We start from the raw sequence: 19396 nt of genomic DNA on the forward strand, positions 1-19396 counted from the left end.
GGTTACATTCCGAACCCGGAAGCTAAGCCTCACAGCGCCGATGGTACTGCAGGGGGGACCCTGTGGGAGAGTAGGACACCGCCGAACAATTCTTGAAAAGGTCGGATCCTGAACTTCGGTTAGGGGTCCGGCCTTTTTCTGTTGTGCTTAACGTGTCGTTCACGTTGCGAGCCCAGCATCCCAGGCATGGGAACTGCAGCAATGCTCAGGGCCGCCGGCGTCGGAGTCGGTGACGAGGTCGTCGTACCGGCCTTCGGGAACGTCGAGGTCGCCGAGGCCGTGACCCTGGCGGGCGCGCTCCCGGTCTTCGCGGACATAGATCCCGTGACCTACTGCCTCGACCCGGACGCGGTCCAGGCGGCCGTAACCGCCCGTACGGCCGCGGTGGTTGTCGTGCACCGCTTCGGACGCCGGGCCGACATCGGGCGGTTGCACGCGCTCGGGCAGCGGCACGGGTTGCTCGTGCTGGAGCAGGGGGAGTCCGAGGCGCCGTACGACGAGATAGCGCAGCGCAGGCAGCGGGCGGCTTACCTCGACGCCAAGTTGAAGGGCGTACGGACACCGGACGGTGGGGACGGGCACACCTATCAGCAGTACGTCGTGCGGGTGCCGGGGAACGGCCGGCCTGACCGGGACGCCTTCGCACGGGCCGTGCGGGCCAAGGGCGTCGAGTGCCGGGTGCCGGTGAAGACGCCCGTGCACCGGCTGCCGGAGTTCCGCCGGTGCGTGTCGTTGCCGCAGACCGAGCTGGCCGCCGACGTGACGCTCGCGCTGCCCGTGGACGCCGCGCTCACCAAGCGGGAGATGCACCGCGTGGTGTCCGCCTGCAACGCCCTGGGCGGTCTGCTTCAGCCTGCCTTCTGACCGGGCAGCGTACGAATTTGGGAACTCGGGCCTGCTCGGGGTACAGTTTCTTCGTCGCCGCGAGGGAAACCTCGAAAAACGACAGGCCCCTATAGCTCAGTCGGCAGAGCGTCTCCATGGTAAGGAGAAGGTCAACGGTTCGATTCCGTTTGGGGGCTCCGGCAAAAAGGCCCCACCCTTCCGGGTGGGGCCTTTTCGTGTTTCCTCACGCCTCCTTGTGGATTCCCGGGACCCGCATCGCCAGAATCGCCATGTCGTCGGACGGGGCGTCGGAGGCGAAACGCTCGACCGCGCGCATGATGCGCGCCGCGACCGCGCCCGCCGTCAGACCCGTGCACGTCGTGAGGACGTCGGCGAGGCCGTCGTCACCCAGCATGCGCGTGCCCTCCCGGCGCTCGGTGACGCCGTCCGTGACGCAGAGCAGCACGTCGCCCGGGTCGAGGGTGACCGTCTCCTCGTACAGCTCCAGGTCCTCGATGACGCCCAGCAGCGGCTGGGGTTCGGCCGCCGCCGTCACGGTGCCGTCCTGGCGCAGGCGCAGCGGGAGCGGGTGGCCGGCGCAGACCACCTTCAGCTCGGCGCTGCCGTCCTCCTGCGGGCGCATCTCGCCGTAGAGGAGGGTCAGGAAGCGGCTGCGGTCGCCCTCGTCGAGGATCGCGGAGTTCAGGCGCTCCAGCACGGCGGGGCCGGACAGGCCCTCGCGGGCCAGCAGGCGCAGGGCGTGCCGGGCCAGGCCGGTGACCGCCGCCGCGTTGGGGCCCGTACCGCAGACGTCGCCGATGGCGAAGCCGTACGCGCCGTCGCCGATGGGGAAGAGGTCGTAGAAGTCACCGCCGACCTCGTTGCCCTCGCCGGCCGCGCGGTAGATGACCTCCACCTCGACGCCGTCGATCTGCGGCAGGCCCGGCGGGAGCAGGCTGCGCTGGAGAGACTGGCTGATGGCCGTGCGCTCGGAGTACAGGCGGGCGTTGTCGAGGGCGAGGGCGGCCCGTCGGCTCAAGTCCTCGGCGAGCTCCAGGATCTCCTGGCGGAAGTGCTCGTCGGCGGGCTTGCCCAGGGTCAGCATGCCGATGACGCGGTTGCGGGCGACGAGCGGCAGGACGACCGTCTCGCCGCCGACCGCGGAGGCCGTGGCCAGCGTCGGACCGATGCCGGAGGCGACCTGGTGGGTGAGGCCGCCGGCCAGGCCCAGGCTGCGCATGGAGGTGCGCAGGGCGGCCTGGTGGGCGATCTCGCCGGGGGCCGTCCACACGCGGGCGCCGGGGGTCGGCACCGGGTCCGGCGGGGGGACCTTCGACAGCAGTGACTTGATGCCGTCGATGAGTTCCTCGTCCTCGTGCAGGACGTACGACAGGTACGGCTCGGAGGCCTGGTCGGCGATCGTGTAGACCGCGCACCAGGTGGCGAGCGTCGGGACCGTCATCTGGGCCATCAGGGCGAGGGTCTGGTCGCGGTCCAGGGTGCCGGCCAGCAGGTCGGAGGCCTCGACGAGGAAGCTCAGGGAGCCGCGGCGCAGCCGTTCCAGTTCGCCGAGGCGGGCGGACTCGACGGCCAGGGCGATGCGGTCGGCGGCGAACTGCAGCCGCAGCGCCTCCTCGTTGGTGTACCGGCCGGGTGCCTCCGCCGCGACGCCGAGGGAGCCGGTGAGGCGGCCCTCCACCTTGAGCGGGACGGTGACGACGGATCGCATGCCGGTTCCGGCGAGCAGGGGCACGGCCCCGGGGACGGCGACGAGGTCGTCGTGGACGGCGGGCATGCGGGCGGAGCCGTAGCGTCCGGGGCCCGCTTCGACGGGCACGCGCGCGAAGCGCTGGCGGGCGGAGGGCAGGCCGGTGGAGGCGCGGACCTCCAGTTCCGTCTCGTCGTCGGTGGCGAGCAGCAGGAACGCGGAGTCGCCGTCGAGCATGTCGCGGGCGCGTTCCACCGTGCGCTGGAGGAGGCCGTCGAGGTCGTCCGGGGCGGGGGAGCCGATGAACACCTCGAAGGGGTCGGTGCTCTGCCCGTCGGCGGACGGGGCGGGGTCGGCGGCCGGGACGCGGGAGGGGGTCTGCAGGACGGCGCGCTCGTGGTCGCGGACGAGGAGGCAGACGGTGGAGGGTTCGCCTCCGGTGTCGCGCACCCTGAGGTGGGAGGCGTAGACCTGGGCCACACGGCCGTCGGCGCCGCGGATGCCGTAGGTGCCCTCCCAGCGGGAGAGCTGCAGGGCTTCGGCGACGCCGGTGCCGGTGCCGGGGGTGTGCGGCCAGGCGGCCAGGTCGGTGAGGGGTTTGCCGATGACGTCGGACGCCGGGTAGCCGAACAGTTCCTCGGCGTCCTCGTTCCAGGCGCTGATGCCGCCCTTGCGGTCGACCTGGAGGACCGCGACGCGGACGCGGCCGTCGGCCAGCGGCAGGAGGTCGGCGGGCAGGGCCGGGCCGGCGGTGCGGGTGCCGACGATACGTTCGGGCAGGTCGAGCTGGAACCAGACGTTCTTGTGGGTGGGGGTGTAGTCCACGCCCCAGCGGGTGGCCAGGGCCGCGCAGAGCTGGAGGCCGCGGCCGCCCTCGCGGTCGGGGCTGCTCATGGTGACGGCGGAGCTCTGGAGGGGGACCTCGCGCTCCGGGTAGCGGTCGGAGACCTCGATGCGCACGCCGTCCTCGGTGCGCAGGCACAGCACCTCCGCGTGGGTGCCCGCGTGGACGACGGCGTTGGTCACCAGTTCGCTGGTGAGGACGACCGCGTCGTCGACGATGTCGGCGAACCCCCAGCCCTGGAGGGTGTCGCGGACGAAGGACCGGGCGGTCGCGACCGATCGTCCGACGGGCTCGAAACTGGCAGCCGCGCGCGCGGTGATCACAGAACTCCTCGGCCGGTTGTCGACATGCAGGGCTGCGTGGCCGGCCGGCTCGCTCCGCTGCTGCGGCATCAGCTCGCCCGTCGGCTGTGGCTCCGGGGGCTGTGCCCCGGGGATCAGTCCGGTGGTCATGGTGTCCGGCCGCCCCTCCGATGCCCGCTCGTACTCGTGCCACCGCCCAGACCGGTCGGACCGGTGCGGCTGGACAGCCGCATGCAAGGTTACTTACCTTCGCGGTCCGCGCGGATGCCGGTCGCCGGTGTTTACGCCCCCAGGGTGTGCGGACGATGTGCGAAGCTGCCGAACTGTTATGGCCTGGTTGGGCCGGGGTGAAACACTGGGCAGGCTTCTGACGGAGGTCGGGTCGCGCTGCGTGTGTTCGGTGTACGGCGGGCAGCAGCCCTGGGTGAGGCCGGATCTCGTCTGGCAGGAGAACGCAGCAGTGATCGGTACGCGTGAGTGACCGGCAGGCCGATGACCGGCAGGCCGGGCCGAAGCGGCCGAGTACAGCAGTAACGGTCTACCCCTCCGGGAGGGACACAGTGGAGTCTGGCGCGGCGACGCGAGGCACGAGGACGCGCGCGAAAGGCGAATCGTCCCTGGGCAGGAGCGGCGGCACCACCACGGTGGACACCGCTGCCCTGAACCGGCTGCTGGCGGCTCTCGTGTCGATGCGCGACGGGAACTTCCGCAAGCGGCTCACGGTCTCCGGGGACGGCGTGATGTCGGAGATCGCGGCCGTCTTCAACGAGGTGGCCGACCGGAACCTGCACCTGACCGGCGAGCTGTCGCGGGTGCGGCGCATGGTGGGGCGTGAGGGAAAACTCACGGAGCGGCTGGAGACGGGGGCCTGCGAGGGCTCCTGGGCGACGGCCATCGACAACTCCAACGCGCTGGTGGACGACCTCGTCCGGCCGGTCTCGGAGGTCGGCCGGGTGCTCACGGCGGTCGCCGAGGGCGATCTGTCGCCGCGGATGGAGCTGCGGACGCAGGCGCCGGACGGCGGTACGGGGCATCCGCTGCGGGGTGAGTTCCTGAAGGTCGGCCGTACCGTCAACAACCTGGTCGACCAGTTGTCGACGTTCACGGACGAGGTCACGCGCGTGGCCAGCGAGGTCGGCACCGAGGGCAAGCTCGGCGGCCAGGCCCGGGTGCGCGGTATGTCCGGTTCGTGGAAGGACCTGACCGAGTCCGTCAACACCATGGCGGACCGGCTGACCGCCCAGGTGCGGGACATCGCCCTGGTGACCACGGCGGTGGCCAAGGGCGACCTGTCCCGGAAGGTCACCGTCCATGTCGCCGGCGAGATGCTGGAGCTGAAGAACACCGTCAACACGATGGTGGACCAGCTCTCGGCGTTCTCCTCCGAGGTGACGCGGGTGGCCCGGGAGGTGGGCACGGAGGGCATCCTGGGCGGCCGGGCGCAGGTGCCCGAGGTGGCCGGGGTGTGGAAGGAGCTGACGGACTCCGTCAACACCATGGCGGGCAACCTGACCGCGCAGGTGCGCGGGATCTCCCAGGTGACCACCGCGGTGGCCAACGGTGATCTGTCGCAGAAGGTGACGGTTCCGGCGCGCGGCGAGGTGGCGCAGCTCGCCGAGACGATCAACCAGATGACCGAGACGCTGCGGATCTTCGCGGACGAGGTCACACGGGTGGCCAACGAGGTCGGCGCGGAGGGACGGCTCGGCGGGCAGGCGAACGTGCCGGGCGCGGCGGGCACCTGGAAGGACCTGACGGACTCCGTCAACACGGTGTTCCGGAACCTGACCACCCAGGTGCGGGACATCGCCGCGGTGACGACCGCGGTGGCCAGCGGTGACCTGTCGCAGAAGGTCACCGTCGACGTGGCCGGCGAGATGCTGGAGCTGAAGAACACCGTCAACGGCATGGTGGACCAGCTGTCGGCGTTCGGTGCCGAGGTGACGCGGGTCGCGCGGGAGATCGGTGTCGAGGGCGAGCTGGGCGGCCAGGCGCAGGTGCCGGGGGCGGCCGGTACCTGGAAGGACCTGACGGACTCCGTCAACACCGCGTTCCGCAACCTCACCGGGCAGGTGCGCAACATCGCCCAGGTGACCACGGCGGTGGCCAACGGCGACCTGTCGCAGAAGGTCACCGTGGACGTCTCCGGTGAGATGCTCCAGCTGAAGAACACCGTGAACACGATGGTCGACCAGCTGTCGAGCTTCGCCGACCAGGTCACGCGGATGGCCCGGGACGTGGGTACGGAGGGCCGGCTGGGCGGTCAGGCCCGGGTGGACGGCGTCTCCGGCACCTGGAAGGAGCTGACGGACTCCGTCAACTTCATGGCCGGGAACCTGACGTCCCAGGTGCGGCAGATCGCCCAGGTGACGACGGCCGTGGCGCGCGGTGACCTGTCGCAGAAGATCGACGTCGACGCGCGCGGCGAGATCCTCGAGCTGAAGAACACGATCAACACGATGGTCGACCAGCTGTCGGCCTTCGCCGACCAGGTGACCCGCGTGGCGCGGGACGTGGGGACGGAGGGCCGCCTGGGCGGGCAGGCGCAGGTGCCCGGTGTGGCCGGTGTGTGGCGGGATCTGACCGATTCCGTGAACGGCATGGCCGGCAACCTCACGGCCCAGGTGCGCAACATCGCGCAGGTCGCCACCGCCGTGGCGCGCGGTGACCTGTCCCAGAAGATCACCGTGGACGCGCGCGGGGAGATCCTGGAGCTGAAGAACACGCTGAACACGATGGTCGACCAGCTGTCGTCGTTCGCCCAGGAGGTCACGCGTGTGGCCCGTGAGGTGGGTACGGAGGGCATGCTCGGCGGTCAGGCCGAGGTGCAGGGTGTCTCCGGCACCTGGAAGGACCTCACGCAGTCCGTGAACTTCATGGCGAACAACCTGACGATCCAGGTGCGCAACATCGCCGAGGTGACGACGGCGGTCGCGAAGGGCGACCTGTCCAAGAAGATCACGGTGGACGCGAAGGGCGAGATCCTCGAGCTCGTCACGACGGTCAACACGATGGTCGACCAGCTGTCCAGCTTCGCCGAGCAGGTGACCCGGGTGGCCCGTGAGGTGGGCACCGAGGGCATCCTGGGCGGCCAGGCGCACGTACCGGGCGTCACGGGCATCTGGAAGGACCTGAGCAACAACGTCAACCTGATGGCCAACAACCTGACCATGCAGGTGCGGAACATCTCCCAGGTGGCGGCGGCCGTCGCCAACGGTGACCTGACGCGGCAGGTGACGATCGAGGCGCGCGGTGAGGTCGCCCAGCTCGCCGACACCATCAACACCATGGTGAAGACGCTGAGTTCGTTCGCCGACCAGGTCACCAAGGTGGCCCGTGAGGTGGGCACGGACGGCATCCTGGGCGGCCAGGCGCACGTTCCGGGCGTGGCCGGCACCTGGAAGGACCTCACCGAGTCGGTGAACCAGATGGCGTCCAACCTGACCGGTCAGGTGCGCAACATCGCCATGGTCACCACGGCCATCGCCAAGGGCGACTTGACGAAGAAGATCGACATTGACGCGCGCGGTGAGATCCTCGAGCTGAAGACGACGATCAACACGATGGTCGACCAGCTGTCGAGCTTCGCCGAAGAGGTCACGCGCGTGGCCCGCGAGGTGGGTACGGAGGGCCAGCTCGGCGGTCAGGCCCGCGTGCGGGACGTCGACGGCACGTGGCGGGACCTCACCGAGTCGGTGAACGAGATGGCCGGGAACCTGACCCGGCAGGTGCGGGCCATCGCGCGCGTGGCGACCGCGGTGACCCGCGGCGACCTGAACCTGAAGATCGACGTGGACGCGTCCGGCGAGATCCAGGAGCTCCAGGACTACATCAACAAGATGATCGCCAACCTGCGCGACACCACGATCGCCAACAAGGAGCAGGACTGGCTCAAGGGCAACCTGGCCCGGATCTCGGCCCTCATGCAGGGCCGCCGGGACCTGGAGGACGTCGCCTCGCTGATCATGAGCGAGCTGACGCCGGTGGTGTCCGCGCAGCACGGCGCCTTCTTCGTGGCGATGCCGCTGATGGAGGGCAAGGGCGTCGGCAACGGCGAGGACGACTACGAGCTGCGGATGCTCGGCTCGTACGGCTACTCGATGGGCTCCATGCCGACGTCGTTCCGGCCCGGTGAGGCGCTGGTCGGCACGGCCGCGCAGGAGAAGCGCACGATCCTGGTGTCGGACGCGCCGAGCGGCTACCTGAAGATCTCTTCGGGGCTCGGCGAGGCGCCGCCCGCGCAGGTCATCGTGTTGCCGGTGCTGTTCGAGGGCAAGGTGCTCGGTGTGATCGAGCTGGCGTCCTTCACACCGTTCACGCAGATCCAGAAGGACTTCCTGAACCAGATCGCCGAGATGATCGCGACCAGCGTCAACACCATCTCGGTCAACACCAAGACCGAACAGCTGCTCAAGCAGTCGCAGGAGCTGACCGAGCAGCTGCGGGAGCGGTCGGCCGAGCTGGAGAACCGGCAGAAGGCGCTCCAGGCGTCCAACGCCGAACTGGAGGAGAAGGCCGAGCTGCTGGCCCGGCAGAACCGGGACATCGAGGTGAAGAACACCGAGATCGAGGAGGCCCGGCAGGTCCTGGAGGAGCGTGCCGAGCAGCTCGCGGTGTCGATGCGCTACAAGAGCGAGTTCCTCGCGAACATGTCCCACGAGCTGCGCACCCCGCTCAACTCGCTGCTGATCCTGGCGAAGCTGCTCGCCGACAACGCCGAGGGCAACCTCTCGCCCAAGCAGGTCGAGTTCGCCGAGACCATCCACGGCGCCGGCTCCGATCTGCTCCAGCTGATCAACGACATCCTCGACCTGTCGAAGGTCGAGGCGGGCAAGATGGACGTCTCGCCGACGCGGATCGCGCTCGTCCAGCTGGTGGACTACGTGGAGGCCACCTTCCGGCCGCTGACCGCGGAGAAGGGCCTGGACCTGTCCGTACGGGTCTCCCCGGAGCTTCCGGCGACCCTGCACACCGACGAGCAGCGGCTGCTGCAGGTGCTGCGCAACCTGCTGTCCAACGCGGTGAAGTTCACCGATTCCGGGTCGGTGGAGCTGGTGATCCGGCCCGCCGGCGCGAGCGTGCCGCAGTCCATCCGGGAGCAGCTGCTGGAGGCCGGTTCGCTGCGCGATCCGGGCGGCGAGCTGATCGCGTTCTCGGTGACCGACACCGGTATCGGCATCGCGGCCAGCAAGATGCGGGTGATCTTCGAGGCGTTCAAGCAGGCGGACGGCACCACGAGCCGCAAGTACGGCGGCACCGGCCTCGGCCTGTCGATCTCGCGGGAGATCGCGCAGCTGCTCGGCGGTGAGATCCACGCGCAGAGCGAGCCGGGCCGTGGCTCGACGTTCACGCTCTACCTGCCGCTGAACCCGAGCGAACTGCCGCCGCAGGGCTACCAGCAGTCCGTGCCCGCGCTGGAGGCCGGGGACCTGGTGGCCTCCGAGGCGCACCTGTCCTCGGAGCTGTCCGCGGTGGAGATCGAGACGCCGGCCGAGGTGAAGTCGTACCAGGAGACGCAGAACGGGGCCGCCGCGCTCTTCAGGCGTCGGCGGCGGAGCCTGCCGGAGGGCGGCCAGCGGCCCGAGCAGTGGACGGCGGTGCCGGAGCAGGAGCGCGCGCCGCAGCAGGGCGGCGCGGTGCGGTTCGGCGGCGAGAAGGTGCTGATCGTCGACGACGACATCCGCAACGTGTTCGCGCTGACCAGCGTCCTGGAGCAGCACGGCCTGTCGGTGCTGTACGCGGAGAACGGCCGCGAGGGCATCGAGGTGCTGGAGCAGCACGACGACGTGGCGGTCGTCCTGATGGACATCATGATGCCGGAGATGGACGGGTACGCGACGACCACGGCGATCCGCAGGATGCCGCAGTTCGCGGGGCTGCCGATCATCGCGTTGACCGCGAAGGCGATGAAGGGCGACCGGGAGAAGGCGATCGAGTCGGGCGCCTCCGACTATGTCACCAAGCCGGTCGATCCTGATCACCTGCTGTCGGTGATGCGTCAGTGGATGACCGCGGAGTGACCGCCGGGTGACCATGGTGAACGAATCGGACAGGTGTGCGGTGAACACCGGGGGATGCTCCGGCGGACGCGGGGAGTTGCTGCATGATGAAGAGCGGGTACGCGGCGGAGTCCCGGATTCCGGGAACCATGCCGGGTGCCGCCGCGTTTCCGCTGTGTGCACAGTGACATCGCGGTGACAGGGTGTGTCGACAGGCGGGGTGCGGCTACGATGACCGGCACAAGGACGGGCGGCGAAAGGGAGTCGTCCCCTGGGGCGGCGCCCGGTGTACCGCCGGGGCGAGGAGGGCGGGCCATGGTGCAGAAGGCCAAGATCCTCCTGGTCGATGACCGGCCGGAGAATCTGCTGGCGCTGGAGGCCATCCTCTCTGCGCTCGATCAGACGCTGGTGCGGGCATCGAGCGGGGAGGAAGCGCTCAAAGCACTGCTCACGGACGACTTCGCGGTCATTCTGCTGGACGTCCAGATGCCGGGCATGGACGGGTTCGAGACCGCCGCGCACATCAAGCGGCGTGAGCGCACCCGGGACATCCCGATCATCTTCCTCACGGCGATCAACCACGGCCCGCACCACACCTTCCGGGGCTACGCGGCGGGCGCGGTGGACTACATCAGCAAGCCGTTCGATCCGTGGGTGCTGCGCGCGAAGGTCTCGGTCTTCGTCGAGCTGTACATGAAGAACTGCCAGCTTCGGGAGCAGGCGGCGCTGCTGCGGCTCCAGTTGGAGGGCGGCGGCAAGGGCGGAGCCGCCGGCAAGGAGCCGGCCGGGCTCCTCGCCGAGCTGTCCGCGCGGCTCGCGGCCGTCGAGGAGCAGGCGGAGGCGCTGTCCAAGCAACTGGACGACGACTCCGCGGACGCGGCCGCCGTGGCCACGGCGGCCCATCTGGAGCGCAAGCTCACCGGGTTGCGCCGTGCGCTCGACGCCCTGGAGCCGGGCGCGGGCGGCGCCGGTGCCCCGGTGTCCTCGCAGAACTGACGGTCAGACGGATCCGGCGCACGGGCGGAACCGACGTACACCGCAGCCGGGGTCCCGGATGAGCCTGCGTCAGTTCCGGGCCCCGGCAGGCACGACACGAACGGGTGAAGCTGTGGGCACAGGTGTCCGCTGTCGTCTCCCCCGGTAACCTCACACCATGGCCTCACGTCCCTCCGCAGCCAAGAAGCAGCCCGCCAAGAAGGCGGCGGCTCCCGCGAAGGCTCCGACGAGGAAGGCCGCCCCGAGGAAACCCCCGGCCAAGAAGGCTCCCGCCAGGAAGGTCCCGGCGAGGAAGGCCGTGCCCGCGAGGCCGGCGCCCAGCGCGACCGGGGGCCTGTACCGGATCGTGCGCGCCCTCTGGCTCGGCCTGGCGCACGCCGTCGGCGCCGTCTTCCGCGGCATAGGGCAGGGCGCGAAGAACCTCGACCCGGCCCACCGCAAGGACGGCATCGCGCTGCTGCTGCTCGGCATCGCCCTGATCGTCGCCGCCGGCACCTGGGCGGACCTGCGCGGCCCCGTCGGCGACCTGGTCGAGATCCTGGTCACCGGGGCCTTCGGCCGGCTCGACCTGCTGGTGCCGATACTGCTCGCGGTGATCGCCGTACGGTTCATCCGGCACCCGGAACAGCCGGAGGCCAACGGGCGGATCGTGATCGGCCTGTCCGCCCTCGTCGTCGGCGTGCTCGGCCAGGTCCACATCGCCTGCGGCTCGCCCGCGCGCAGCGACGGCATGCAGGGCATAAGGGACGCCGGCGGCCTCATCGGGTGGGCGGCGGCCACCCCGCTGACGTACACCATGACCGAGGTGCTCGCCGTACCGCTGCTGGTGCTGCTGACCGTCTTCGGGCTGCTCGTGGTGACCGCCACCCCGGTCAACGCCATCCCGCAGCGGCTGCGGACGCTCGGCGTGCACCTGGGCGTGCTGCGCGACCCGGAGGAGGACCGGTACGGGGAGGAGTACTACGACGAGGAGTGGCGCGAGCCGACGCCCGCGCGCCCCCGCCGACGCTCCGCCGCCCCCCACGCGTACGACCCCGACAGCGCCGAGGAAGAGGCCCTCTCGCAGCGCCGCGGGCGCCCCAGGCGCTCCGCGGTGCCACAGCCGGACCCGCAGCGCCAGATGGACGCCGTGGACGTCGCGGCGGCGGCCGCCGCCGCGCTCGACGGCGCCGTCCAGCACGGCATGCCGCCGTCCCCGCTCGTCGCCGACCTCACCCAGGGGGTGAGCGCGGGCGAGCGCGAGGACACCACCCCGGTGCCCACCCCGTCGCCCGCGCCGGCGCCCGCCGCCGAGCCGGCTCCCGCTGCCGCGCCCCGGCCGGTCCCGGCGGCCCGCCCCGAGCAGCAGAAGCCGGCGAGCGGCTCCGTCCCGGACCTGACCAAGAAGGCCCCCGAGGAACCCCGCGAGCTGCCCGCGCGCGCGGAACAGCTCCAGCTGTCCGGCGACATCACCTACGCGCTGCCCTCCCTGGACCTGCTCCAGCGCGGCGGCCCCGGCAAGGCCCGCAGCGCGGCCAACGACGCCGTCGTCGCCTCGCTCACCCAGGTCTTCACCGAGTTCAAGGTCGACGCGCGCGTCACCGGCTTCACCCGCGGCCCGACGGTCACCCGCTACGAGGTCGAACTCGGCCCCGCCGTGAAGGTGGAGCGGATCACCGCGCTGACCAAGAACATCGCGTACGCGGTGGCCAGCCCGGACGTGCGGATCATCAGCCCGATCCCCGGCAAGTCCGCGGTCGGCATCGAGATCCCGAACACCGACCGGGAGATGGTCAACCTCGGTGACGTGCTGCGCCTCGCGGAGTCGGCGGAGGACGACGACCCGATGCTGGTCGCCTTCGGCAAGGACGTCGAGGGCGGGTACGTCATGCACTCGCTGGCGAAGATGCCGCACATGCTGGTCGCCGGCGCCACCGGCTCCGGCAAGTCGTCCTGCATCAACTGCCTGATCACCTCGGTCATGATGCGGGCGACCCCCGAGGACGTCCGGATGATCCTGGTCGACCCCAAGCGCGTGGAGCTGACCGCCTACGAGGGCATCCCGCACCTGATCACGCCGATCATCACCAACCCCAAGCGGGCCGCCGAGGCGCTGCAGTGGGTGGTCCGCGAGATGGATCTCAGGTACGACGACCTGGCCGCCTACGGCTACCGGCACATCGACGACTTCAACCGCGCGGTGCGCGAGGGCAAGGCCAAGCCGCCCGAGGGCAGCGAGCGCGAGCTGCAGCCGTACCCGTACCTGCTGGTGATCGTGGACGAGCTGGCCGACCTCATGATGGTCGCGCCGCGGGACGTGGAGGACGCGATCGTGCGCATCACGCAGCTCGCGCGCGCGGCCGGCATCCACCTCGTGCTCGCCACCCAGCGCCCCTCGGTCGACGTGGTCACCGGTCTGATCAAGGCCAACGTGCCCTCCCGGCTCGCCTTCGCCACCTCCTCGCTGGCCGACTCCCGGGTCATCCTCGACCAGCCCGGCGCCGAGAAGCTGATCGGCAAGGGTGACGGCCTGTTCCTGCCGATGGGTGCGAACAAGCCCACGCGTATGCAGGGCGCCTTCGTGACCGAGGAGGAGGTCGCGGCCGTCGTCCGGCACTGCAAGGAGCAGATGGCGCCGGTCTTCCGGGACGACGTCACCGTGGGCAGCAAGCAGAAGAAGGAGATCGACGAGGACATCGGCGACGACCTCGACCTGCTGTGCCAGGCGGCCGAGCTGGTCGTCTCCACCCAGTTCGGCTCGACGTCCATGCTCCAGCGCAAGCTGCGCGTCGGCTTCGCCAAGGCCGGACGGCTCATGGACCTGATGGAGTCCCGCAACATCGTGGGGCCGAGCGAGGGCTCCAAGGCACGTGACGTCCTGGTGAAGCCCGACGAGCTGGACGGCGTGCTCGCCGTGCTCCGCGGGGAGTCGGAGGGGTGAGGCGCGAAGGGCCGTTCGGCGGACGTGCTTACGCCGGGTGGCGGATCGCCGTGACCCACCCGTTAGCGACCGGCGGGCAACCGTTTCCCTTTGTCGTACGTCCAGTTGAGCGAAAGGACAGGTAGCCGCCCCATCATGGGGTACCAGCCTGTCAAACCATCGGATTGTCCGGCCATCCCGATGGCGCACAAATGTCCTACCGTCCGGTTGTCCCACCCTTTCGTACCCCCCCTAGACTGAGCTTCCAGCACAGGTGGCTACACGCTCGAAAGGCGCCCCCGTGTCCATCGGCAACTCCCCTGAAGACGAGCGTCCGTTCCGAGACGAGTCCCAGGAAGCCCGACCCTCCGTGGGCCGCGCGCTGCAGCAGGCGCGGATCGCGGCCGGGCTCACCGTGGACGACGTCAGCAGTGCCACTCGTGTCCGTATCGCCATCGTGCGCGCCATCGAGGCGGACGACTTCGCCCCCTGTGGCGGCGACGTGTACGCCCGTGGCCACATCCGCACGCTGGCCAAGGCCGTCCACCTCGATCCCGAGCCGCTGATCGCGCAGTACGACGCCGAGCACGGCGGCCGGCCCGCGCCCACCCCGGCCGCACCCCTGTTCGAGGCGGAGAGGATCCGGCCCGAGCGGCGCGGCCCGAACTGGACCGCCGCGATGGTCGCCGCGATCGTCGTCGTGATCGGGTTCGTCGGGTTCACCGCGTTCAAGGGCGGCGGGGCCTCCGGTGACGCGAAGTCACAGGTCGCCGAGGGCGGGACGCCCACGCCCGGCAAGTCCGCCGCACCGACGCCGAAGAAGGAGACGCCGGCCGCGCCGACCGGAGCGCCCTCCGACAGCGCCATCGCCGCCGCCCCGCAGGACAAGGTCACCGTCCAGGTCAGCGCGCCCAACGGACGCAGCTGGATCTCGGCCAAGGACCACAACGGCCGGATGCTCTACGACGGGCTGCTGAAGAAGGGCGAGTCCAAGACGTTCCAGGACAGCTCCAAGATCAACCTGATCCTCGGCGACGCCGGTGCGATCGAGCTGTACGTCAACGGCAAGAAGATCGAGGACACCTTCCGGCCGGGCGCGGTGGAGCGCCTCACCTACACGAAGGGCGACCCGGTCGCGGGCTGACGGGGGCCCGCGGGACGGACGTGTGACGGAGTCGGCCACGATCGGCCAACCCCGTCGACGTGGGCCGTCAGTGAGACAAAGTAGTCTTGAGCCCATGCCTGAACGCCGTACCGTCGCACTCGTCACTCTCGGCTGCGCTCGTAACGAGGTGGACTCCGAGGAGCTCGCAGGCCGTTTGGAGGCGGACGGCTGGCAGCTCGTCGAGGACGCCGCGGACGCCGACGTGGCCGTGGTCAACACCTGTGGCTTCGTCGAGGCCGCCAAGAAGGACTCCGTCGACGCGCTGCTGGAGGCCAATGACCTCAAGGGCCACGGCAGAACCCAGGCCGTCGTGGCGGTGGGCTGCATGGCCGAGAGGTACGGCAAGGAGCTGGCCGAGGCGCTGCCCGAGGCCGACGGCGTCCTCGGCTTCGACGACTACACGAACATCTCGGACCGCCTGCAGACCATCCTCTCCGGCGGCGTCCACGCCGCCCACACCCCCCGTGACCGGCGCAAGCTGCTGCCGATCAGCCCCGCCCAGCGCCAGGAGTCGGCAGCGTCCGTCGCCCTGCCCGGACACGGCCCGGCCGACCTCCCGGAGGGCGTCGCGCCCGCCTCGGGCCCCCGTGCGCCGCTGCGCCGCCGTCTCGACGGCTCCCCGGTCGCCTCGGTCAAGCTCGCCTCGGGCTGCGACCGGCGCTGCTCCTTCTGCGCCATCCCCTCCTTCCGCGGCTCCTTCATCTCCCGCCGCCCCAGCGACGTCCTGAACGAGACCCGCTGGCTGGCCGAGCAGGGCGTGAAGGAGATCATGCTGGTCTCCGAGAACAACACCTCCTACGGCAAGGACCTCGGCGACATCCGCCTGCTGGAGTCCCTGCTGCCGGAGCTGGCGGAGGTCGACGGCATCGAGCGGGTGCGCGTGAGCTACCTCCAGCCGGCCGAGATGCGCCCGGGGCTCGTCGACGTCCTGACCTCCACCCCCAAGGTCGCCCCGTACTTCGACCTCTCCTTCCAGCACTCCGCGCCCGGCGTGCTGCGCGCCATGCGCCGCTTCGGCGACACCGACCGCTTCCTGGAACTGCTCGACACCATCCGGAGCAAGGCGCCCCAGGCCGGTGTGCGCTCCAACTTCATCGTCGGCTTCCCCGGCGAGTCCGAGTCCGACCTCGCCGAACTGGAGCGCTTCCTGAACGGCGCCCGGCTGGACGCCATCGGTGTCTTCGGCTACTCGGACGAGGAGGGCACGGAAGCGGCGACGTACGAGAACAAGCTGGACGAGGACGTCGTCGCCGAGCGCCTGGCCCACATCTCCCGGCTCGCCGAGGAACTCGTCTCGCAGCGCGCCGAGGAACGCGTCGGCGAGACCGTCCAGGTCCTGGTGGAGTCCGTGGACGAGGCGGAGGGCGTCTACGGCCGCGGCGCGCACCAGGCGCCGGAGACCGACGGCCAGGTGCTCCTCACGAGCGGCGCGGGCCTGAGCGTCGGACGTATGGTCGAGGCGAAGGTGGTGGGCACCGAGGGTGTCGACCTGGTGGCCGAGCCGCTGACCGGCTCGCTCGCGTGTAGTGAGGAGGCGGGCAGATGACCGGAGTCCCGGCATCCGCCGCGGGCGGCTCCTCCGGCGCACAGGGCGCCCGGGGCTCTGCCGCCGCTGCCGACGGCGGAACCCCGTCCGAGGTCTCCGGTTCTGTTTCGGGCCCGGCCACGGCTCCCGAGAGCGGCAGGTCCCCGCGCGGCGCGAAGATCGCGGCCGCGGCCGTCAACCAGGCGAGCGTCTGGAACGTCGCCAATCTGCTGACGATGCTCCGCCTGGTCCTGGTGCCGGGCTTCGTGGCACTGATGCTGGCCGACGGCGGTTACGACCCGGCCTGGCGCTCCCTGGCCTGGGCGGCCTTCGCCATCGCCATGATCACCGACCTGTTCGACGGGCACCTGGCGCGCACCTACAACCTGGTCACCGACTTCGGGAAGATCGCCGACCCCATCGCCGACAAGGCGATCATGGGTGCGGCGCTTGTCTGCCTGTCCGCCCTCGGCGATCTGCCGTGGTGGGTGACGGCCGTGATCCTCGGCCGGGAACTCGGCATCACCCTGCTGCGTTTCCTCGTCATTCGCTACGGTGTGATCCCCGCCAGCAGAGGCGGCAAGCTGAAGACGCTCACCCAGGGCGTGGCCGTCGGAATGTACGTCCTGGCCCTCACCGGGTGGCTCGCCAGCCTGCGCTTCTGGGTGATGGCCGCGGCGGTCGTCCTCACCGTCGTCACGGGCCTCGACTACGTAAGACAAGCCATTGTGCTGCGCCGGCGGGGAATCGCCGAGCGCGCGGCAGCGTTGGAGGAGAAGGAAGCGTGAGTTCCCCGGCCACCGAACTGGTGCGACTACTGACCGTGAGGGGCGAGACCCTCGCCGTCGCGGAGTCGCTGACCGGTGGCCTGGTAGCGGCGGAGATCACCGGGGTACCCGGCGCGTCCCGGGTGTTCCGGGGCTCGATCACCGCATACGCCACCGAACTGAAGCATGAGCTGCTGGGTGTCGACGCCACCCTGCTGGCCGAGTGCGGGGCGGTGGATCCGCAGGTCGCGGGCCAGATGGCGGCCGGAGTCCGCAAGGCACTGGGCGCCGACTGGGGCATCGCGACCACCGGGGTCGCCGGTCCCGATCCGCAGGACGGCAAGCCCGTCGGGACGGTCTTCGTGGCCGTCGACGGTCCCCTCGGCGCCCCGTCCGGTTCTGCCGGTGGCGGAAAAGTCGAGGGCCTGAGGTTGAACGGCAGCCGTGCGGAAATTCGTATGGAGAGTGTACGGAGCGTACTCGCAGTGCTCCTGGAGCAGCTTGCGGGCGAACAGACTGGGAATGAGCGGGCACAGGATACGGAACGGAACGGGGGGTTTTGATGTTTGCAGCCCTGAGTGAACACGACATCGCTCCCCGCACGGCCGCGGCGCGAGGCGGTACGGTGGGGCGAGAAGGATGCGGCTACGCGGTCCGAGGAGGGAGCCACCGATGATTCTGCTCCGTCGCCTGCTGGGTGACGTGCTGCGTCGGCAGCGCCAACGCCAGGGCCGTACTCTGCGCGAAGTCTCCTCGTCCGCCCGAGTCTCACTCGGCTATCTCTCCGAGGTGGAGCGGGGGCAGAAGGAGGCTTCCTCCGAACTGCTCGCCGCCATCTGCGACGCGCTGGACGTACGGATGTCGGAACTGATGCGAGAGGTGAGCGACGAACTGGCGCTCGCCGAACTGGCCCAGTCCGCCCGGGCCACCGAGCCCGTGCCCACACCGGTCCGGCCGATGCTGGGTTCCGTCTCGGTGACCGGCGTGCCACCGGAACGGGTGACCATCAAGGCGCCCGCGGAAGCGGTGGACGTCGTCGCCGCGTGAGGTTCGTGCGCGCGGTCTGACGATCCGGAACGAGTGACGGTCCACCACCGTCCGATACGGCTTGAGCCCCGGCCGGCTTCTCCAGGGAGACCTGGGAGGCCGGCCGGGGCTTTTCGCGTCTTCGCCCGGTGTGCGCCCGTTTGCCGGTGCTGTGGGGTGCGGTCATCGTGGGAGGGACGTGACGGCGCCAGAACACCGGAGGAAGCGGATGTACGTCGTGAAGAGCCCGTTGGCCGAGGGCGACCTGAAGACCGTGTCCGGGGCGCTCCAGGGCGCCCTCGTCGATCTGGTGGACCTCTCCCTGGTCGCCAAGCAGATCCACTGGAACGTCGTCGGCCCCCGCTTCCGCTCCGTCCACCTCCAGCTGGACGAGGTGGTCGACTCCGCCCGCGCCCATATGGACTCGGTGGCCGAGCGGGCCTCGGCGCTGGGCGTACCGCCCGACGGACGTGCCGGCACGGTGGCCTCCGGCAGTGGCATCAAGACCACCCCGGCCGGATGGATCAAGGACACGGACGCGGTCGGGGCGATGGTGGACGCCCTGGGCTCGGTGATCACCCGCATGCGGGAGCGGGTGGAGGCGACCGGGGAGCCCGACCCGGTCTCCCAGGACATGTTCATAGGCATCACCGCGGACCTGGAGAAGCATCACTGGATGTTCCAGGCGGAGAACGCGTAAGCGGTGTGGCCGGGGCCGGCACCCCGTTGGAGGGCCGCCGTGAACGCCGGGCGGGCCGGATGCCTCCCGGCGCTGCACCGGTGAGCCCTCGGTGCGCCCTCGGTGCGCCTCCCGCGCGGTCGCGGCGGCGGTCTAGCGTCCGGCTGGAGGTGATGGCGGGCATGGCGGGACGTACAGTGCGCTGGGGACTGGCGCTCGGCCTGGGAGCGGTGTGGTGGTGGGCCGTGCTGCGGCTCGCCCTGGGAGAGGGCTCGGGTGTGCTCGAAGGGGCCGTCGCCGCCGGTGGCTGGGGGCTGAGCGTGCTGCCCGTGCACTGTGTGCCCAAGGGGCGCGCGACCGGCGCCGTGCACCCGGGACGCTGGGTGGCCGCCTGGCGGGCGGGCGACGTCACCCAGGCAGCGCGACGCCCTCGTTCGGGCGACGTGTCCGGCCCGTCATGAAGGCCGACGCGTCCGACACCCGGTACGGCACCGCGTGCGCGACGTCGTCCGGTTCCGAGGTGCGGTTGACCAGGACGCCGGCCACCGGGGCCGGCCCGCACGGCATCCGCGTCGACGCGCTCGCGCCGGGGTGGATGCGCCCTCCCGTGACCGACCGGCACGACCGCGAGGCCCGGACGCACACGGGGCAGCGGTGACCC

General features: G+C 70.6%; 13 protein-coding genes, 1 tRNA gene and 1 rRNA gene. 14 read left to right on the plus strand and 1 reads right to left on the minus strand.

Annotated elements, in window-relative coordinates:
- From rrf to AB0946_RS39985, 3 genes are all read left to right on the plus strand, one after another.
- Positions 1-87 (plus strand): 5S ribosomal RNA (gene rrf, locus AB0946_RS39975); the annotation flags it as partial.
- A gap of 114 nt (positions 88-201) precedes the next feature.
- A complete protein-coding gene (locus AB0946_RS39980; protein ID WP_366765682.1) occupies positions 202-864 on the plus strand; it encodes a DegT/DnrJ/EryC1/StrS family aminotransferase in 663 nt (220 codons plus the stop codon).
- An 85-nt stretch (positions 865-949) separates the two neighbouring features.
- Positions 950-1022 (plus strand) — tRNA-Thr (locus AB0946_RS39985).
- Positions 1023-1069: 47 nt separating this feature from the next.
- Here the strand turns inward: AB0946_RS39985 and AB0946_RS39990 are convergent.
- A complete protein-coding gene (locus tag AB0946_RS39990; protein ID WP_366765649.1) occupies positions 1070-3829 on the minus strand; it encodes a SpoIIE family protein phosphatase in 2760 nt (919 codons plus the stop codon).
- 410 nt (positions 3830-4239) lie between these two features.
- On the opposite strand from AB0946_RS39990, the gene AB0946_RS39995 reads away from it, so the two are divergent.
- From AB0946_RS39995 to AB0946_RS40045, 11 genes are all read left to right on the plus strand, one after another.
- The gene (locus AB0946_RS39995) at positions 4240-9699 is read left to right on the plus strand and encodes a HAMP domain-containing protein (protein WP_366765650.1); all 5460 of its coding nucleotides are present in this window, start codon (positions 4240-4242) and stop codon (positions 9697-9699) included.
- A 294-nt stretch (positions 9700-9993) separates the two neighbouring features.
- The gene (locus tag AB0946_RS40000) at positions 9994-10674 is read left to right on the plus strand and encodes a response regulator (RefSeq protein WP_366765651.1); all 681 of its coding nucleotides are present in this window, start codon (positions 9994-9996) and stop codon (positions 10672-10674) included.
- Positions 10675-10831: 157 nt separating this feature from the next.
- Positions 10832-13594, plus strand: a complete 2763-nt coding sequence (locus tag AB0946_RS40005) for a DNA translocase FtsK (RefSeq protein WP_366765652.1) — start codon at positions 10832-10834, stop codon at positions 13592-13594.
- A 280-nt stretch (positions 13595-13874) separates the two neighbouring features.
- Complete coding sequence (locus AB0946_RS40010) at positions 13875-14717, plus strand: RodZ domain-containing protein (protein WP_366765653.1); 843 nt, start codon at positions 13875-13877, stop codon at positions 14715-14717.
- Between the two features lie 94 nt (positions 14718-14811).
- Positions 14812-16284, plus strand: a complete 1473-nt coding sequence (gene rimO / locus AB0946_RS40015; RefSeq protein ID WP_366765654.1) for a 30S ribosomal protein S12 methylthiotransferase RimO — start codon at positions 14812-14814, stop codon at positions 16282-16284.
- A complete protein-coding gene (gene pgsA / locus AB0946_RS40020) occupies positions 16281-17051 on the plus strand; it encodes a CDP-diacylglycerol--glycerol-3-phosphate 3-phosphatidyltransferase (protein WP_366765655.1) in 771 nt (256 codons plus the stop codon). Before rimO ends, pgsA begins: the two co-directional genes overlap by 4 nt.
- The gene (locus AB0946_RS40025) at positions 17048-17593 is read left to right on the plus strand and encodes a CinA family protein (protein WP_366765656.1); all 546 of its coding nucleotides are present in this window, start codon (positions 17048-17050) and stop codon (positions 17591-17593) included. The genes pgsA and AB0946_RS40025 overlap by 4 nt, the downstream gene beginning before the upstream one ends.
- A 109-nt stretch (positions 17594-17702) precedes the next feature.
- Positions 17703-18077 carry a helix-turn-helix transcriptional regulator gene (locus tag AB0946_RS40030; protein WP_014675397.1) on the plus strand — a complete coding sequence of 125 codons (375 nt, stop codon included), beginning with the start codon at positions 17703-17705 and terminating at the stop codon, positions 18075-18077.
- Between the two features lie 208 nt (positions 18078-18285).
- Entirely contained in the window at positions 18286-18756 is a 471-nt protein-coding gene (locus AB0946_RS40035) for a DNA starvation/stationary phase protection protein (RefSeq protein ID WP_366765657.1), read from the plus strand.
- A 161-nt stretch (positions 18757-18917) separates the two neighbouring features.
- Complete coding sequence (locus AB0946_RS40040) at positions 18918-19196, plus strand: hypothetical protein (RefSeq protein WP_366765658.1); 279 nt, start codon at positions 18918-18920, stop codon at positions 19194-19196.
- Positions 19193-19393, plus strand: a complete 201-nt coding sequence (locus AB0946_RS40045) for a hypothetical protein (RefSeq protein ID WP_366765659.1) — start codon at positions 19193-19195, stop codon at positions 19391-19393. The genes AB0946_RS40040 and AB0946_RS40045 overlap by 4 nt, the downstream gene beginning before the upstream one ends.
- The last annotated feature ends 3 nt before the right edge of the window (positions 19394-19396 follow it).

It is taken from the genome of Streptomyces sp. NPDC046870 (assembly GCF_040704595.1).
Taxonomy (GTDB): domain Bacteria; phylum Actinomycetota; class Actinomycetes; order Streptomycetales; family Streptomycetaceae; genus Streptomyces; species Streptomyces argyrophylli.

What these genes read in the sequence shown, in the direction of transcription:
- AB0946_RS39990 (WP_366765649.1), bottom strand. Translation starts at nt 3,829, where the DNA reads ATGACCACCGGACTGATCCCCGGGGCACAGCCCCCGGAGCCACAGCCG.
- rimO (WP_366765654.1), top strand. Translation starts at nt 14,812, where the DNA reads ATGCCTGAACGCCGTACCGTCGCACTCGTCACTCTCGGCTGCGCTCGT.
- AB0946_RS39980 (WP_366765682.1), top strand. Translation starts at nt 202, where the DNA reads ATGCTCAGGGCCGCCGGCGTCGGAGTCGGTGACGAGGTCGTCGTACCG.
- AB0946_RS40000 (WP_366765651.1), top strand. Translation starts at nt 9,994, where the DNA reads ATGGTGCAGAAGGCCAAGATCCTCCTGGTCGATGACCGGCCGGAGAAT.
- AB0946_RS40005 (WP_366765652.1), top strand. Translation starts at nt 10,832, where the DNA reads ATGGCCTCACGTCCCTCCGCAGCCAAGAAGCAGCCCGCCAAGAAGGCG.
- AB0946_RS40035 (WP_366765657.1), top strand. Translation starts at nt 18,286, where the DNA reads ATGTACGTCGTGAAGAGCCCGTTGGCCGAGGGCGACCTGAAGACCGTG.
- AB0946_RS40045 (WP_366765659.1), top strand. Translation starts at nt 19,193, where the DNA reads ATGAAGGCCGACGCGTCCGACACCCGGTACGGCACCGCGTGCGCGACG.
- AB0946_RS40030 (WP_014675397.1), top strand. Translation starts at nt 17,703, where the DNA reads ATGATTCTGCTCCGTCGCCTGCTGGGTGACGTGCTGCGTCGGCAGCGC.
- pgsA (WP_366765655.1), top strand. Translation starts at nt 16,281, where the DNA reads ATGACCGGAGTCCCGGCATCCGCCGCGGGCGGCTCCTCCGGCGCACAG.
- AB0946_RS40040 (WP_366765658.1), top strand. Translation starts at nt 18,918, where the DNA reads ATGGCGGGACGTACAGTGCGCTGGGGACTGGCGCTCGGCCTGGGAGCG.